The following is a 16785-nucleotide window of genomic DNA, read 5'->3' on the forward strand; positions in this document are numbered from 1 at the left end:
GCCGCGACGGATGTCCGAATTATGGTCATGGCCCCGCGAGCTCCGGGCAGGGCAGCAGCGCGGGGCGCCACGGCGAGCACCGCCCCGGCATAGGGTCGGCGCATGTCTGCGAGCATCCCCGCCGTCCCCCGCCCCGCCCAGCCCCAGGTCCCCGGCCGCTGGCGCGCCGCGGCCGCCGCGACGGGCCTGCTGCGCCCCGACGGCTCGGTCGCGTCGACGATCTTCGCCGAGATGACGAACCTCGCGCTGCGCACGGGGGCGATCAACCTGGGCCAGGGTTTCCCGGACGTGGACGGCCCGCACGCGATCAAGGAGGCCGCGATCCGCGCGATCGAGAACGGTCACAACCAGTACCCGCCGGGCACGGGCATCCCCGTGCTGCGCGAGGCGGTCGCGGACCACCAGCGCCGCCACTACGGTCTCGACCTGGACCCGGACACCGAGGTCCTGGTCACCACGGGGGCCACCGAGGCGCTGGCCGCGACGATCCTGGCCCTCGCGGGTCCGGGCGACGAGGTCGTGACCCTGGAGCCCTTCTACGACTCGCACGCGGCGTGCATCGCGCTCGCCGGTGCGACGCACGTGCGCGTCCCGCTCCACCCGACCCCGGACGGCTTCCGCCTCGATCCCGTGCAGGTGCGCGCCGCCGTCGGGCCGCGGACGCGGTTGATCCTGGTCAACACGCCGCACAACCCGACCGGGACCGTCCAGACGCGCGCCGAGCTCGAGGTGGTCGCGGACGCGGCGCGGTCCGTGGACGCGGTCGTCGTGACGGACGAGGTCTACGAGCACCTCGTGTACGACGACGCGGTGCACGTGCCCGTCGCGACCCTGCCGGGCATGGCCGAGCGCACGATCACGATCTCCTCGGCCGGCAAGACGTTCTCCTTCACGGGCTGGAAGATCGGCTGGCTGCACGGCCCGGCGCACCTCGTGGAGGCCGTGCGGACGGTCAAGCAGTTCCTGACGTACACGTCCGGCTCGCCGTTCCAGCCGGCGATCGCGCAGGCCCTGGCCGACGACGAGGCACCGCGCGCCCTGGCCGCGTCCCTCGCGGCCCGACGCGACCTGCTGTGCGAGGGCCTGGTGGCTGCGGGCTTCGAGGTCGTCGTGCCGCGGGGCACGTACTTCGTGGTCGCCGATGGCGCGCCCCTGGGCTTCGAGGACGGCACCGAGCTGTGCCGCCGCCTGCCCGCCCTGGCGGGCGTCGTGGGCGTGCCCGTGAGCGCGTTCTGCGCCGCGTCACCTGGCGACGAGGACCTCTCGGGCCCGACGACGGCGCAGGCCCTGGCCTCGCGGGTCCGGTTCACGTTCGTCAAGCGCGAGGACGTGCTCCGCGAGGCGGTCACCCGCCTCGCGGCGCTGCGCTGACGTCCCTCAGGAGGCGCAGACCCCTTCGAGGAGCGGAGGCGGGGTGGTCGTGCCGGCGTCGGCAGGCGGTGCCACCTCACCGGTCGTGCCGGCGTCGGGGACCGTGGCGCCGGTGTCGGGAGCCGTGGCCCCCGTGTCGGGCGCCACCGCACCGCCGTCCGCCGGTGGCGCGGGCGTCTCGTGCCCGGGCGGCGGCTCGTCCGCCGCCATGCGGTCCCAGATCGCCTGGGCGTCCTTGGTCCACACGACGCGGTTCTTGTCCTTCGGAGCCTCGACCACGGGCAGTGGCGTGAAGACGATCTCGCTCGGTTCGATGTCCTTGAGGGAGAAGGCCAGCCCGGCCAGGGAGTCGAGGCCAGCGAGGTTGGGGCTGGCGCTGATCGAGGAGAGCACGGCCTTGATGAGGCCGTAGAGCTGCGGGGTGTCGGTGATGATGTTCTTCGACAGGAGCTCGCGCATCATCGAGTCCAGGAACGCCTGCTGGCGGGCGATCCGGGCCAGGTCGCTGCCCATCTCCAGCCCCATGCCGCTGCCCTTGCGCGCTCGCAGGAAGCTGATCGAGGTACGGCCGTCGAGAACCTGCTCGCCCGCAGCGATGTTGAGGTCGCGCGAGTGAGAGCCACCCACGACTGGCTCCGGGAAGCACATCCGGACGCCACCGAGCGCGTCGACGACCCCGATGACTCCTGTCATCTTGACCACGACGTGGTCGGTGATGGTCAACCCGGTCAGGTCCTGGACGGTCGTGATGGTGCACGCCGCGGCGCCCACCATGTCGTCCACCCCCCCGGACCCGATCTCGAACGCGGAGTTGAACATCGCGCCCGTCTGCTTGCGGGTCGTCCCGCCGTCGGACAGGTTGCACGCGGGGATGTCGACGAGCGAGTCGCGCGGGATCGACACGACCTCGATCCGGCTGCGATCACCCGAGATGTGGACGACGAACGTCGTGTCGGAGCGCATGCCCTCCTCGGCTCCGGCGAGCTCGGCGTTCTCCTCGTCGCGGTAGTCGGTCCCCATCACGAGGATGTTGAGCGACTTCCCCGCGTACGGGTCGTCCGGGTCGCGCGGCGGCTCGGGCGTCGCCGGCGGGTCGACCAGTGCCGAGACGTCGCTGACAGTCACTGCCGACTGCCAGTCCATGTAGGCGGCGGCCCCGCCCACGACGCCGAAGGCGAGGCCTGCGGTGGTGACGAGTCCGATGGCACGAAGGACCTTGTGCGTGCGCTGGGAGCGCGCGTGATGAGGGCCGCTCTTCGAGGCGGTCTTCGGGCTGGGCATGGGACGAGCCTAGTTCCACCGCACGGCCAAGGCCTTCGTGTCGTGCAAAGGAAATGTGAAGTGTCGTGCCGGATCTGCCGCCCGCGCGACCTTTCGCTGCCCGGCACCAGCCCCTCGACGCGCAGCGGCCGAGCAGCGCAAGAGCCACCGACAAGCCGCTCCTGGGCGCCCCGCGCAGGTTCAGGCGGGCAGGTGCCAGCCGCCCTTGCGGAACGCGGGCGTCGCGAGCCCGAGGACGAGGAGGGAGGCCACGACGGCCCCCAGCATGACCGTGCTCATGGCGACCGCGTCGCCGCCGAGCACGCCGACCAGGGGGCTCACGAGGCCCGCGACCCCGGCCTGGAAGGCCCCGATGACCGCGGCCGCCGTGCCGGCCCGCTCGCCGTGCCGGGTCAGTGCCAGCGCGGAGGCGTTGGCCGGGATGAGCCCCTGGAGCGCGAGCGTGAGCCACAGCGCGGCCAGGAGCCCGATCAGCCCGCCGGCTCCCGTGAGCGCCACGACGAACAGGCCCACCGCGAACACGCCCTGGAGGACCAGGGCGGCGCGCAGGATCCGCACGGGGGCGACGCGCCGCACGAGCGAGGCGTTGACCTGGGCCGAGATCACGAGGCCGATCCCGTTGACCGCGAACAGGGCGGCGAACTGCTGGTGGGTGAGGCCGTAGCCCTCCTGCAGGACGAACGGCGACCCGACGACGTAGCTCATCAGGACGGCCATGCCGAGCCCGGGGAGCACGGCGAGGGCGACGAAGTGGCGGTCCTTGAGGAGCGCCCCGTAGCCGCGGAAGACGCTGCCGACCCCGCCCGCCTGACGGCGTTCGGTCTCGAGGGTCTCGGGCATGAAGCGCAGCACGATCAGCCCCAGGACGAGGCCGAGGACCGCGAGGACCCAGAACACCCAGCGCCAGTCGCCGTGCCCGGCGACGAACGAGCCGATGGTCGGCGCCAGGAGCGGCGCGAGGCCGATGACGAGCATGAGACGCGACAGGATCCTGGCGGCGTCCGAGCCGGTGAACCGGTCGCGGATCACGGCGATCGAGACGACCTGGGCCGAGGCGTTGAAGAAGCCCTGGAGGACGCGCAGGACGATGAGCCAGCCGATCGTCGGCACGACCGCGCACAGGACCGAGGTGACGACGTGCAGCGCGAGACCGATGATCACTGGCGCCCGGCGCCCGTACCGGTCGGACAGGGGGCCGATCACGAGCTGCCCGAACGCACCGCCGACGAGCATCCCCGCCAGGGTGAGCTGCGCGAGGGCAGGGCTCGCGTCGAGGTCCGCTGCGACGTCGGGCAGGGACGGCAGGTACATGTCGACCGTGAACGCCGGGAGCGTGGCGAGGGCTCCGAGCAGGAGGACCCACTTGACGGTCGAGCGGCCGGGGCGCCGGGCCGGGGCGGTGGGTTCCGAGGCGGAGCGGGTTGCCGGCGGGGTGGGTGCAGTTCCTGCCGGGGGTGTCTCCATGGGTTCGATCATAACGATTCGACAGCCCGCCCACCCCCGGATCCGGGTCCTGGTTTCGTGACGTGCCCGACGCCGGGGCCGCCCCGGCCGCCCGGCCTCACCGCACGCTCAGCGCCCCAGCAGGAGCCACGTGAGAGCGAGGGAGGCGAGCGCGAACGCCGGGACCACCCACGTGACCGTGGCCGACAGGAGACGTGACCCCCGGGCCGGAGCTTCCTGCGGTTCGCCGGGCAGCGGCGAGACGATCGGGTCGTCGAGCGTGCCCCTCCTGGCCTGGACCGCGCCCCACACCGTGCCCACGGTCAGCGCGAGACCACCGGCCACCGCCACGGGCGAGGCCGGGAGCGTGACGAGGACGCCGTCCAGCAGGACGGGGACGGCGACGAGCACCGCCATGCACCCCACCAGGGCGAAGAACGACGCCACCGGACGCTCCAGGCCCCGTCGCAGCACCGTGGAGCTGAACCGGTAGAAGAGCAGGATCGCCGCCCCGAACACCGCGATCGTCGCGAGCATCCCGGCCGTCACGTCGACGCTCGGCACCTCGCCGGCTCGTCGGGCCAGGACCACCGCCGAGCCGCCCCATCCGAGGAGCAGCAGCCCCAGGAACTGGGCGGAGGTCGGCCCGAGCACCTTCACGACCTCCCACCGCCCGTCGGGCTCGACCGGCAGGTCGAGGCTCCGCGCGTACGCCACGGGGTCCCCGAACGCCTCCGCGGCCGGCTCGCCGCTCTCCGCGCAGTGGGACTCGACCTCCGCGAGCGCCGCTCCCAGGGCAGCCCCTGGTACGTCGAGCAGCCTCAGCTCGATCACGAAGGCCTCGGCCCACTCCTCCTCGACGTGCGGCGCGAGACGCCTCTCGGTCGCGTAGCGCGCGGCGGTCCGCTTCTCGCTCGTGCGGGTCATCGGTTCTCCTCGGTCGGGGTGGGTCGACGGACGGGCTGGTCGGCGAGGCCGGGGGGCTCGGCCCCGGCGTCTGTGCCGGTGACGAGGCCGCCGGTCGTGCGGGTGAAGGCCTCCCACAGCGCGGCGCGCTGCGCGAGCTCGTCGCGGCCCGCGTCGGTGAGGTCGTAGTACTTGCGCCCGGGGCCGCCGTCGCCGGCTCGCCACTCGACCGTGACGAGACCGCCGGCCTCGAGGCGCCCGAGCAGGGGGTAGAGCGTCCCGCCCTTGATGACGCCGAGTCCGCCGTCGGCGAGGCGTGCGGCGATCGCGTACCCGTAGGTGGGGCCGTCCGCGAGGATGCGCAGCACGCAGACGTCGAGGACGCCGCGGAGCCACTCGCTGGGCCAGGTGTGCTCGGACATGGCTAGATCGTGTCGCTAACTAGTCAGTCTGTCAATCTAGCCACGACCGAGGCCCGACGGCGCCGCCCGCGGGCGCGATCGCCGAGCGGCAGGGCGCGGCGTGGGTGGCACGAGGCATCCTGGGAGACATGTGCGGACGCTATGCCTCCTTCCGGGACGCCCAGGACCTCGCCGACGAGTTCGCGATCGCCGACCTCGCGGACGACGCGCGGCTCCTGCCGCCGTCCTGGAACGTCGCCCCGACCGACCCCGTACGGATCGTCGTCGAGCGCGCGGCCAAGGACACGGGCGAGGTCCGGCGCTCGCTGCGCGTGGCTCGCTGGGGCCTGGTTCCGAGCTGGGCCAAGGACCCGGGGGTCGGTGCACGCATGATCAACGCACGGGCGGAGTCGCTGCTCGACAAGCCCGCGTTCGCCAAGCCGTTCGCGGCCCGGCGCTGCCTGGTCCCGGCCGACGGGTACTACGAGTGGCGGAAGATCGAGACGCCTCCGGCTCCCGGATCCACCGCCCGCAGGCCCAAGGTGACCAAGCAGCCGTTCTTCATCCACCCGGACGGACCCGCGGTCGCAGCGTTCGCTGGCCTCTACGAGTTCTGGCGGGACCCTGCCAAGGCCGACGACGATCCCGCCCGCTGGCTGGTGTCGACCACGATCATCACGACCGACGCGGCCCCGGCGCTCGCCTCGATCCACGACCGCATGCCGCTCACGCTCGCCCCGGACCGGTGGGACGCTTGGCTCGATCCTGCGGTCGGCAAGGACGAGGCCGCCGGACTGCTCATCGCGCCCGAGGTCCGCATGATGGCCCAGGAGGTCGCGCCGCTCGTCAACAGCGTCGCGAACGACGGCCCGGAGCTCGTCCAGGCCGTCTGAGGTCCGACCTCAGCCCTTGTACGCCCACTGCAGGCGCACGGGCTCGATCACCCCGAGCCCCGGCACCTCCCGCTCGGGCTGCGCGGTCAGGGCGAAGCGCGAGTCTCGCGACAGCAGGGCCGCGGTCTCGCGGTCCAGGAGCACGGTCGTCGGCTCGGCGATCTCGGTGAGCCGCGAGGCCAGGTTCACCGACGGTCCGAACACGTCGCCGAACCGCGAGAGCACCCGGCCCCAGACCAGGCTGACCCGGACCGGCGGCACCTCCATGCCCTCCCCGGCCCGCTCGCCCTCCTCGGCGAGACCGAGCGCGACCCTGGCGCCCGTCGCGACGTCGTCGGCGACGTAGAGGACCGCGTCGCCGATCGTCTTGACGACCCGCCCGCCCGCCGCGGTGATGATGTCGCGCGCACGGGTCTCGAAGAGCTGGACGAACTCCGCGAGCTCGCTCGACCCGAGGCCCGCGGTGCGCTTGGTGAACGACACGATGTCCGCGAAGCCCACGGCCCGCGGCAGCGGCAGCGCCTGGGAGTCCGTGACGTCCCCGGCCCGTGCCTCGGAGAACTCGACCGTGAACCGCGCCGCGACCGCCGCGAGCTGACGGCGCCACGCGTGGCGCAGCTGGGTCTCCAGGACGGGCGCGAGGTCCGGCAGCCGGTCCAGGACGAGCAGGCGGGCGCTCGTGTCGTCGAGGTCGAAACGCTTGGTCATGTGCTCGACGAGCGCCTCGACCTGCCACAGCACGAGCCGCTCGGTCGTGTGCCCCATCGACCGGATCAGGGTCGTGAGCGACCGGTCGTCGAACTTCTCGCGCTCCGCGACCGAGTAGATCTCCTCGAGGGCGACCGCGTCGTCCTCGGTGAACATCTGCTCCTGCTGCTCGGTGATGGGCAGACCGAGCGCCTGCCAGTAGGAGCGCACCTGACGCTCGGTCAGCCCGGCGCGCTCGGCGAGCCCCTCGACCGTGAGCGCTCGAGGACCGCCCAGGAGCGCCTCGTCGAGGTCCGCCTCGACCGGCGACGGCGCCGAGGGCGGGCTGTCGGGCCTGGCGGCCCCCGCGAGCGCGGACAGCGCCGCCGCGTCCGCTCGGCGCTCCGGCCGACTCTCCCCCGCCGCCTCGGTGGTCTCGATGGTCTCGTCGGCTGCCTCAGGGATGTCGTGCGTCACAGACCGATCCTAGTTCAGGGGACCCGGCATCCCGCCGCGCTCCCCCGCCGCGACCTCGTCGGACGGCCCGCCCGGCGCGCCCGCACGTGCACCGTCCCGGAGCCGCAGATGGTGCACGTCGCCGCTGTGCAGCACGCGCTCCGTCCCGTCCGCCTCGCGCACGAGCAGCGAACCGTCCGGACCGAACCCGCACGCCTCACCGGCCACCTGACCGCCGCCCGTGAGGTCGACCCGCACCTGCGCCCCGAGGGTCGCGCTGACCTCGGCGCACTCCTCGGCGAGCCCGGCCTCGACGGCATCTCCCGCCGCCGCCTGCCACCGCCCCAGGGTCTGCGCGAACGACTCCTCGAGCGCGGTCAGCAGCACCTCGCGGTCCGTCGTCGCGGCGCCGACCAGGGCAAGAGACGTCGCCGACGGGACGGGAAGCTCGCGCTCGCTCTGCAGGACGTTGAGCCCGACGCCCACGATCGCGCCGCCGTCGGGCAGGAGCTCGCACAGGATGCCCGCGACCTTGCGGTACGTGCCCCACCCGGCCTCCTCCCGTGCCGACCCGTCGGCCGCGCCGGGCGCCGCGACCAGGACGTCGTTGGGCCACTTGACCACGGCCTCGACCCCCGCCGTCGCTCGCAGGCACCGGACCGTCGCGAGGCCGGCGAGCAGCGGCAACCAGCTCAGGCGCTCGCGCGGCACGTCGGGGCGCACCAGGAGCGAGCCCGTCAACGCGGTCCGTGCGGGCGTGTCCCACTCGCGGCCCGAGCGACCACGCCCGGCGACCTGGTGCTCGGCCACGAGCAGGGCGGGCGCCGGCCAGGCCTGCGGGTCGGCAGCCACGGCCGCCGCGAGCTCGGTGTTCGTCGAGGCCGACTCCTCCACGACCTCGAGCCGGGCGAGCGGGCCGTGCGGGGCCACGAGAAGGTCCGCCAGAAAGCCGGGACGCAGCGCGGGGTGGTCGACAGTCGTCATGTGCCCATCATGCACGCGTGCACCCCAGGTGCGGCAGAGGCGACGGCCGCGCGCTCACCCCGGAGGCGACACGTTGTGGGAACCCTCCAACGGCCGCGCCCACGCCGGTGCGATCCCTCGCACCCCCTTGGTCCCACCCACCAACTAGGCTCGGCTGCGTGAACGAACCTGTCGCCGGCACCACCCCGGCCCCCACCGGTCACCTCATCGGCACCGCAGCGAAGCTGGCCGACCTCGACCGTCGGCGTGCCGAGGCATCGGTCGCGCCCGAGGAGGCAGCGCGCACCAAGCAGCACGCCCGGAACAAGAAGACGGCCCGCGAACGGATCGAGGCCCTGCTCGACGAGGGCAGCTTCGTCGAGCTCGACGCGTTCGCCAAGCACCGCTCGGTGAACTTCGGGCTCGAGAAGAAGCGGCTCGCGGGCGACGGCGTGGTCGTGGGGCACGGCACGGTCGACGGCCGCCAGGTCTGCATCTACTCGCAGGACTTCACGGTCTTCGGCGGCAGCCTCGGCGAGGTCCACGGCCAGAAGATCACCAAGGTCCAGGACCTGGCGCTGCGCACGGGCGTCCCGCTCATCGGGATCTCCGACGGCGGCGGCGCGCGCATCCAGGAGGGCGTCGCGGCCCTGACCCAGTTCGCGGAGATCTTCCGTCGCAACGTCGCGGCCTCCGGCGTGATCCCGCAGATCTCTCTCATCCTGGGCCCGAGCGCGGGCGGCGCGGTGTACTCCCCCGCGCTCACGGACTTCATCGTCATGGCCGACCAGACGTCGAACATGTTCATCACGGGCCCCGACGTCATCCGCGCCGTCACGGGCGAGGACGTGGGCTTCGAGGAGCTGGGCGGCGCCCGCACCCACAACGAGCGCTCGGGCGTCGCGCACTACATGGGCACCGACGAGGACGACGCGATCGACTACGTGCGCCACCTCATCGGCTACCTGCCGCAGAACAACCTCTCCGACGCGCCGAGCTTCGCCCCCGAGGACACGGAGCTCGAGGTGTCCGAGGACGACCTCGAGCTCGACACGCTGATCCCCGACTCCGACACGCAGCCGTACGACATGCGGACCGTGCTCGAGCACGTCCTGGACGACGGGGACTTCCTGGAGGTCCAGCCGCTGTTCGCGAAGAACGTGATCGTCGGGTTCGGGCACGTCGAGGGCCAGTCGATCGGTGTGGTGGCGAACCAGCCCCTCGCGATGGCGGGGACGCTCGACATCGACGCGGCCGAGAAGGCCGCGCGGTTCGTGCGCACGTGCGACGCCTTCAACATCCCGGTCCTGACGCTCGTCGACGTCCCGGGCTTCCTCCCGGGCGTCGACCAGGAGCACCAGGGCATCATCCGCCGCGGCGCCAAGCTCATCTACGCGTACGCCGAGGCCACGGTCCCGCTCGTCACGCTCATCACGCGCAAGGCGTACGGTGGCGCGTACATCGTCATGGGTTCCAAGCAGCTCGGCGCGGACGTGAACCTGGCCTGGCCCACGGCACAGATCGCGGTCATGGGGGCCGGTGGTGCGGTCAACATCCTCCAGCGCGGAGCCCTGCGATCAGCGGCAGAGGCAGGGCTGGACGTGGACGCCGAGCGCGCCCGCCTGGTCGCCGAGTACGAGGAGGCCATCGTGAACCCGTGGGACGCGGCCGAGCGCGGCTACGTCGACGCGGTCATCCGTCCGTCGGAGACCCGCGTGCAGGTCGTGCGGGCGCTGCGCGCCCTGCGCACCAAGCGGGCGAGCCTGCCTCCCAAGAAGCACGGGAACATCCCGCTGTGATCCTGGAGACGCGATGACACCCGGGTCGCCACCGGCCCTGCCCCCGATACCGCCACCGAACGACGACACCAACCGCGAGGACGACATGCCCGACGAGCAGCACGACGACCACGCAGGACACGGCCACGAGCACCCGGCCGACGGCCACGACGGCGCGTCGCACGGCACCGAGCCCCTCGGCCCGGTCGACGACGCCCCGATCCATGCGGCCGTGGACGCCCTGGCCGCAGCCCTGCACGAGTACGTCGGCACGGCGGTCGGGGTGCGCACCGAGTTCGGCGCGTCCGAGGCCGACGAGGACCCGCGGGTCCTCGCGCTCGAGGCCGCGATCGGCGCGCTCAACGCCCAGCTCTACGACGCGCTGCACGACTCGCTGGGCATGCACCCGGACCTGAGCTCGCTCGTGTGGGGCGCGGAGGAGGACCTCGGGACCGGGGCGGACGCCGACGCGCCGCCCGCCCCCGAGGTCGCCGAGCCGTTCTACCTGGGCTTCGTCGTGGGGCCGGGCCAGACTCCCGACACGTCCCTCGACGCCGTGATCGACTTCCTCGACAACGCGGGCGAGCAGGTCGTGGCCGCGCTCGTCGAGTCGGGCTTCGACGTCCCCGAGTGGGCCGCGTCGCGCGGTGAGGCCGCGGACTTCGACGGGTACGGCGACGCGGACGACGAGGCGCCGGAGGCCGAGCGGTGAGCGAGACGGGTGCTGCGTCGTCGGGCCGGGAGCTGCGCGTGGTGCGCGGCGCCCCCGACGACCTCGAGGTCGCGGCGCTCGTCGCCGGGCTCGCCGCCGCGGCGGCCGCGTCGCACGTGCCCGACGACGAGGCCCCCCTGCCCGAGTGGACCAACCGGTCGCGCAGCCTGCGAGGCACCGGCGCGGGCGCGACGGCCAAGAGCTTCGGCGGACGCTCGGGCCGGCACAACGCCGACGCCTGGCGGTGGAGCCTGCAGTCATGAGCCAGACCACGACCGTCCTGGTCGAGCTCGCGGACGACCCCGGGGCCGTCGAACGTCCGCTCGCGGCGGACGGCACCGGGCTGGTCCTGCCCCCGCTCCCGGCCCGCACCGGCTGGCGCCGGTGGGCGTGGACCGTGCCGACCGTCCCCGCGGTCGTGCTCGTCACCTACCGCCAGCTCGCGCCCTCCCAGGGCTGGCCGCTGCCCGCGGCCGTCCTGGGCGTCCTGGCCGTGCTGCTCCTGCTCGTCGCGGTCCTCGCGCTCGCGCGCTACCTCGACGACCGCGACGCGCAGCGCGAGTCGCGCGCACGCGACGCCCTGCTCGCCGACGCCGAACGCACGACGGGCTCGGTGCTCGTCGACAGCACCGCGGGGTCCGGCGAGGCCGCTGCCCTGCGCGTCCTGCCCGACGGCGCCGCTCGCGTGAGCGGTCGGCTCACGTTCTCGGTCGACCATCTCCCCGTCCGGACGTCGTTCACCGTGCCCGTCCCGGCGGGGACGGACGGTCCGCGCTCGGGCGACCCCGTCGCGGTCTGGTACCCCCGCGGCACGGACGGGCGACCGCGCGTCGTGCTCGTGCGCTACCAGCGCTCGTGGGCCGACGACCTCCTGGGCGCGATGCACCCGGAACACGCGGCCGGTGCTGCCCCTTCGGGGGCCGCGGCCACCGCCGCGTCGCCCGACGGCGCTCAGCCCCCTGCCGCGGAGTCCGCGCACCAGGACTTCCTCGTGGCCCTGGGCCGGGAGGGTGCCGAGCACCCGCACCTGGACGTCGAGCAGGTCCCGCCCACCGGGGCGTGGCGGACCGTTCGCGTCGACGTCTCGCTCCCGGGGAGCACCCGGTCCGTCCTCGTCTACGAGGACGACGACGAGCTCGTGTACATCGGACCGGACGGGGGCGCCCCGCAGCCGCTCGACCCCACGGACCCGTCGGCCGCGCTCGACCTGGCAGAGCGGCTCCTGCGAGGGAGCTGATCATCCTCGCGGACGACGCCGCCGCCGGTACCACGCAGTAACCTCTACCGGGTGACCTCACCCACGTCGCCGGCCGAGCCCGGCACCCCCACCGCCCGGACCCCCCGCACGCCCACGGCGATCGACGCCATCGCCGACGCCTACGTGCGCACCGTCGCCGACCTGAACCCGCTCGCCGCCACGGCCATGGGGCTCAGCGGCTACGACCACCTCATGACCGACCTGTCGCCCGCCGGGTACGAGGCCCTCGCGGCCGCGGACCGGGCCGTGCTGGCCGAGCTCGCGGACGCCCAGCCCGTCGACGACGTCGACCGGGTCACGCTCGCCGCGATGCGCGAGCGCATCGGGCTCTCGCTCGAGCTGCACGAGGCGGGCGAGGACCTCGCGATGCTCAACAACATCGCCTCGCCGCTCCAGGAGCTGCGCGACATCTTCGACATGATGCCCACGGGCACGATCGAGGCGTGGGAGAACGTCGCGGCCCGTCTCGTGGCCCTGCCCGGCGCCATGGACGGGTACATCGCCTCGCTGACCAGCGCCGCCGAGCGCGGCAAGGTCGCCGCGATCCGTCAGGTCCGCGAGGGCGTCAAGCAGGCCCGCGAGCTTGCCGACCCCGAGTCCTCGTTCTTCCTGGACCTCGTCCGGGGCGAGGCCGCCGCAGCCGTGCTCGACGAGTCGTCCGCATGCGCCCTGGTGCGCAAGGAGCTCGAGCTCGGCGCCGCGGGCGCCCTGGCCGCCTACGCGAGGCTCGCCGACTTCCTGGAGAACGAGCTCGCACCGCAGGCCCCCGTGGCCGACGGGGTCGGGCGCGAGCGATACGCACTGGCATCGCGGGCCTTCCTCGGCGCCGAGGTCGACCTCGAGGAGACCTACCGCTGGGGACTCGAAGAGCTCGCACGCGTCATCGCCGAGCAGGAGGCCGTCGCGGCACAGATCGCCGGTCCCGGTGCCACGGTCGAGGAGGCCGTCGCGGCCCTCGACGCCGACCCGAGCCGCAAGCTCGACGGCACCGAGGCGCTGCGCGCCTGGATGCAGGAGACCTCGGACGCCGCGATCGCCGCGCTGAACGGCGTGCACTTCGACATCCCGACCCCGGTCCTGGACCTCGAGTGCATGATCGCCCCGACCCAGACCGGCGGGATCTACTACACGCCGCCGAGCGACGACTTCTCGCGCCCCGGGCGCATGTGGTGGTCCGTCCCGCCGGGCGTGACCGAGTTCAACACCTGGCGCGAGAAGACGACCGTCTACCACGAGGGCGTCCCCGGCCACCACCTCCAGTGCGGCCAGGCCGTCGCCGCGCGCGACACCCTCAACTCGTGGCGCCGTCTCGCCTGCTGGGTCTCGGGCCACGGCGAGGGCTGGGCCCTGTACGCCGAGCGCCTCATGGCCGACCTCGGCTACCTCGACGACCCGGGCGACCGCCTCGGGATGCTCGACGGCCAGCGCATGCGCGCGGCCCGCGTCGTGCTCGACATCGGCGTGCACCTCGGGCTCGACGCACCCGAGGAGTGGCGCGGCGACTCCGAGGACCCGCGCTGGGACGCCGACAAGGCCTGGGAGTTCCTCAAGGCCAACGTGAACATGGACGAGTCGTTCGTGCGCTTCGAGCTCAACCGCTACCTCGGGTGGCCGGGCCAGGCCCCGTCCTACAAGGTCGGCCAGCGGCTGTGGGAGCAGACTCGCGACGCCGCCCGCGCGGCCGCCGAGGCACGCGGCGAGGAGTTCGACGTCAAGGCGTTCCACGAGCGCGCCCTGAACCTCGGGTCCGTGGGGCTCGACGTCCTGCGCGAGGCGCTCAGGTGACGGCTGCGACGCCGGCCCCGGGCGTCCGGCTCCTCCTGGCCTCGCAGTCCCCCGCCCGCCTCGCGACCCTGCGCTCCGCGGGGGTCTCGCCCGAGGTCCGCGTCTCGGGCCTCGACGAGGACGCGGTCCTCGAGGCGGCCGCGGCCCGGTTCGGCGCGCTCGACCCCGCCGACGCGGTGCTCGTCCTCGCCCAGGCCAAGGCCGAGGAGGTCGCCCAGGTCCTCTCGCGCGAGGCGCACGAGCGCGACGACGTGAGCGACGTCGTCGGGCCCGACGAGGTCGCGCCCGTCGTGGTCGGCTGCGACTCCATGCTCGAGTTCGCCGGGGCCGTCCACGGCAAGCCCCGGGACGCCGCGGAGGCGACCGAGCGCTGGCGCGCGATGCGCGGCAGGACGGGCGTGCTCCACACCGGGCACTGGATCGTCGACCTGCGCGACCCGCAGGACGGCGGCAGCGGCGCCACGCTCGGGGCCACGAGCTCCACGACGATCCACTTCGCCGACGTCTCCGACGCCGAGATCGCGGCGTACGTCGCGACGGGCGAACCCCTCGCGGTCGCCGGTGCGTTCACCGTCGACGGCCTGGGCGGTGCGTTCGTCGAGAGCATCGAGGGCGACCACCACGGCGTGGTCGGGATCAGCCTGCCGCTCGTGCGCGAGCTGCTCGGCGAGATCGGGGTGACCTGGACCGACCTCTGGTCCTGAGGTCCGTCCGGCCCCGCGGGGCCACGGCCCGCCAGCCGGCCCGCCCGTTCCCCCCGCCCGCGCCTGCGGGACGGGGAGCGGGCGGGCCGTCTGCTTGTCGAGGGCGCACAACCACGACGCACAACCGGCCGGTCGACCCCGCCGACCATGGAGGGTTCCTACAAACGACCCCGGTGAGCCTTGGCCCGATCTCCAATCTTGTCCAGTACCGCCGGTCGCAGCGTGAACCCAGGGCGCCCGACGCGCTACCGTGAGCCGTGCCCGAGAACTCCACGAACCCCGCGACCAGCCCGACCCGACGCCTGTCGAAGGTTCTCATCGCCAACCGCGGCGAGATCGCCGTGCGCATCGCGCGCGCCTGCGCCGATGCCTCGATCGCGTCGGTGGCCGTGTACGCGGACTCCGACCGCGAGGCCCTGCACGTGCGTCTCGCCGACGAGGCCTTCGCGCTCGACGGCGCGCGCGCTGCGGACACGTACCTCGACATCGCCAAGCTGCTCGACGTCGCCCGCCGCTCGGGCGCCGACGCCGTGCACCCCGGCTACGGGTTCCTCGCCGAGAACGCCGGGTTCGCCCAGGCGGTCATCGACGCGGGCCTCGTCTGGATCGGCCCACCGCCCGCGGCGATCGACGCGCTGGGCGACAAGGTCAGCGCACGGCACATCGCGCACCGCGCGGGAGCTCCCCTGGTGCCCGGGACGCCCGACCCGGTCGCTGACGCGACCGAGGTCCACGCGTTCGCCGCGGAGCACGGGCTGCCCATCGCGATCAAGGCGGCGTTCGGCGGCGGCGGTCGCGGCCTCAAGGTCGCGCGCACCATCGACGAGATCGACGAGATGTTCGACTCGGCCGTCCGTGAGGCCACGGCCGCGTTCGGTCGCGGCGAGTGCTTCGTCGAGCGCTACCTGGACACCCCGCGCCACGTCGAGACGCAGTGCCTCGCCGACGAGCACGGCACGGTCGTCGTCGTCTCCACGCGCGACTGCTCGCTCCAGCGCCGCCACCAGAAGCTCGTCGAGGAGGCCCCCGCGCCGTTCCTGACGGACGAGCAGCGCGCAGAGCTCTACAAGGCCTCCGAAGCCATCCTGCGCGAGGCCGGCTACGTCGGTGCGGGGACCTGCGAGTTCCTCGTCGGCGCCGACGGCACGATCTCCTTCCTCGAGGTCAACACGCGGCTCCAGGTCGAGCACCCCGTCACCGAGGAGGTCTCGGGCATCGACCTCGTGCGCGAGCAGCTCCGCATCGCCGCGGGCGAGCCCCTCGGCTACTCCTCGGTCGCCACCCGGGGTCATTCGCTCGAGTTCCGCATCAACGGCGAGGACCCCGCCGCGAACTTCCTGCCGGCCCCCGGCCGCATCTCGCGCCTGCACTTCCCCAGCGGCCCGGGCGTCCGCGTCGACAGCGGCGTGACGCAGGGCGACGTCATCTCGGGGGCGTTCGACTCGATGATCGCCAAGATCATCGTCACGGGCGCCACCCGCCGCGAGGCCGTCGAGCGCGCACGCCGCGCGCTGCGCGAGACGGTCGTCGAGGGCATCCCCACGGTCCTGCCGTTCCACCGGGCCGTCCTCGACGCCGAGGACTTCGTCCCGGCCGACGACTCGGTGTTCCGCGTGCACACGCGCTGGATCGAGACGTCGTTCGCGGACGAGCTCAAGCGGCTCGCCCCGGCTGCCCCGGCCCAGGCGCCCGAGGAGGAGGAGGCACCTGCGACCGAGCGTGTCGTGGTCGAGGTCGGCGGCAAGCGCCTCGAGGTCGTGCTGCCCGCCGGGCTCGGCATGGCCGCCGGTCGCGCGCGAACCGCCAACGCCGCGCGCCGTCCGGCGCGTCGTGCCGTCGCCAAGACCAACGGGGGCAACGGCACGACGCTCGCGTCGCCCATGCAGGGCACGATCGTCAAGGTCGCGGTCACCGACGGCGCCGTGGTGGCCGAGGGCGACCTCATCGTGGTCCTCGAGGCCATGAAGATGGAGCAGCCTCTCGTCGCGCACCGCGCGGGTCGCGTCACGGGCCTCTCGGCCGGCGTCGGCGCGAGCGTGAGCTCGGGCACCGCGATCTGCGAGATCACCGACGTCACCGCCTGACCTCGGTACGTCGAACCCGAGGTTCGTCGGGCAGCTCGTGGGAGCCGCCCGACGAACCTCGGG

Annotated in this window: 15 protein-coding genes; 9 read left to right on the forward strand and 6 right to left on the reverse strand. The window is 73.6% G+C overall.

Annotation, left to right across the window (positions count from 1 at the left end; all coding sequences use genetic code 11):
* The first annotated feature begins 102 nt into the window (after positions 1-102).
* Entirely contained in the window at positions 103-1371 is a 1269-nt protein-coding gene (locus tag WFH32_RS04475) for a pyridoxal phosphate-dependent aminotransferase (RefSeq protein ID WP_336706325.1), read from the forward strand.
* 6 nt (positions 1372-1377) lie between these two features.
* Here WFH32_RS04475 and WFH32_RS04480 read toward each other — a convergent pair whose 3' ends face one another.
* The 4 genes from WFH32_RS04480 to WFH32_RS04495 all read right to left on the reverse strand — a co-directional run bounded on the left by WFH32_RS04480 (position 1378) and on the right by WFH32_RS04495 (position 5423).
* Positions 1378-2652, reverse strand: a complete 1275-nt coding sequence (locus WFH32_RS04480) for an LCP family protein (RefSeq protein ID WP_191794357.1) — start codon at positions 2650-2652, stop codon at positions 1378-1380.
* A 180-nt stretch (positions 2653-2832) separates the two neighbouring features.
* Entirely contained in the window at positions 2833-4116 is a 1284-nt protein-coding gene (locus WFH32_RS04485; RefSeq protein WP_336706326.1) for a multidrug effflux MFS transporter, read from the reverse strand.
* Between the two features lie 108 nt (positions 4117-4224).
* Positions 4225-5022: a hypothetical protein gene (locus WFH32_RS04490; protein ID WP_336706327.1), complete on the reverse strand. Its 798-nt coding sequence runs from the start codon at positions 5020-5022 to the stop codon at positions 4225-4227.
* Positions 5019-5423, reverse strand: coding sequence for a PadR family transcriptional regulator (locus WFH32_RS04495; RefSeq protein WP_191794360.1), 405 nt, complete (start codon positions 5421-5423; stop codon positions 5019-5021). The genes WFH32_RS04490 and WFH32_RS04495 overlap by 4 nt, the downstream gene beginning before the upstream one ends.
* A 128-nt stretch (positions 5424-5551) precedes the next feature.
* On the opposite strand from WFH32_RS04495, the gene WFH32_RS04500 reads away from it, so the two are divergent.
* Positions 5552-6295, forward strand: a complete 744-nt coding sequence (locus tag WFH32_RS04500) for an SOS response-associated peptidase (protein ID WP_191794361.1) — start codon at positions 5552-5554, stop codon at positions 6293-6295.
* Positions 6296-6304: 9 nt separating this feature from the next.
* On the opposite strand, the gene WFH32_RS04505 is transcribed toward WFH32_RS04500, so the two are convergent.
* The gene (locus WFH32_RS04505; protein ID WP_336706328.1) at positions 6305-7459 is read right to left on the reverse strand and encodes an adenylate/guanylate cyclase domain-containing protein; all 1155 of its coding nucleotides are present in this window, start codon (positions 7457-7459) and stop codon (positions 6305-6307) included.
* Positions 7460-7468: 9 nt separating this feature from the next.
* A complete protein-coding gene (locus tag WFH32_RS04510) occupies positions 7469-8422 on the reverse strand; it encodes a biotin--[acetyl-CoA-carboxylase] ligase (RefSeq protein ID WP_336706329.1) in 954 nt (317 codons plus the stop codon).
* A 158-nt stretch (positions 8423-8580) separates the two neighbouring features.
* Here WFH32_RS04510 and WFH32_RS04515 point away from each other — a divergent pair, with 158 nt between their 5' ends.
* The 7 genes from WFH32_RS04515 (at position 8581) to WFH32_RS04545 (ending at position 16722) form a co-directional block, all read left to right on the forward strand.
* Positions 8581-10200 carry an acyl-CoA carboxylase subunit beta gene (locus WFH32_RS04515; protein WP_336706330.1) on the forward strand — a complete coding sequence of 540 codons (1620 nt, stop codon included), beginning with the start codon at positions 8581-8583 and terminating at the stop codon, positions 10198-10200.
* A 13-nt stretch (positions 10201-10213) separates the two neighbouring features.
* Entirely contained in the window at positions 10214-10891 is a 678-nt protein-coding gene (locus tag WFH32_RS04520) for a hypothetical protein (protein WP_336706331.1), read from the forward strand.
* Positions 10888-11154: an acyl-CoA carboxylase epsilon subunit gene (locus WFH32_RS04525; protein ID WP_191794365.1), complete on the forward strand. Its 267-nt coding sequence runs from the start codon at positions 10888-10890 to the stop codon at positions 11152-11154. Before WFH32_RS04520 ends, WFH32_RS04525 begins: the two co-directional genes overlap by 4 nt.
* Entirely contained in the window at positions 11151-12128 is a 978-nt protein-coding gene (locus tag WFH32_RS04530; protein WP_336706332.1) for a hypothetical protein, read from the forward strand. Before WFH32_RS04525 ends, WFH32_RS04530 begins: the two co-directional genes overlap by 4 nt.
* Positions 12129-12179: 51 nt before the next feature.
* The gene (locus tag WFH32_RS04535; protein WP_336706333.1) at positions 12180-13934 is read left to right on the forward strand and encodes a DUF885 domain-containing protein; all 1755 of its coding nucleotides are present in this window, start codon (positions 12180-12182) and stop codon (positions 13932-13934) included.
* On the forward strand, positions 13931-14638 hold the full coding sequence (locus WFH32_RS04540; RefSeq protein ID WP_191794368.1) for a Maf family protein: 708 nt from the start codon (positions 13931-13933) through the stop codon (positions 14636-14638). Before WFH32_RS04535 ends, WFH32_RS04540 begins: the two co-directional genes overlap by 4 nt.
* Positions 14639-14895: 257 nt before the next feature.
* The gene (locus WFH32_RS04545) at positions 14896-16722 is read left to right on the forward strand and encodes an acetyl/propionyl/methylcrotonyl-CoA carboxylase subunit alpha (RefSeq protein ID WP_336706334.1); all 1827 of its coding nucleotides are present in this window, start codon (positions 14896-14898) and stop codon (positions 16720-16722) included.
* Positions 16723-16785: the final 63 nt, after the last annotated feature.

The sequence above is a fragment of the Oerskovia sp. USHLN155 genome, from assembly GCF_037145535.1.
GTDB classification, from domain to species: Bacteria; Actinomycetota; Actinomycetes; order Actinomycetales; family Cellulomonadaceae; genus Oerskovia; species Oerskovia rustica.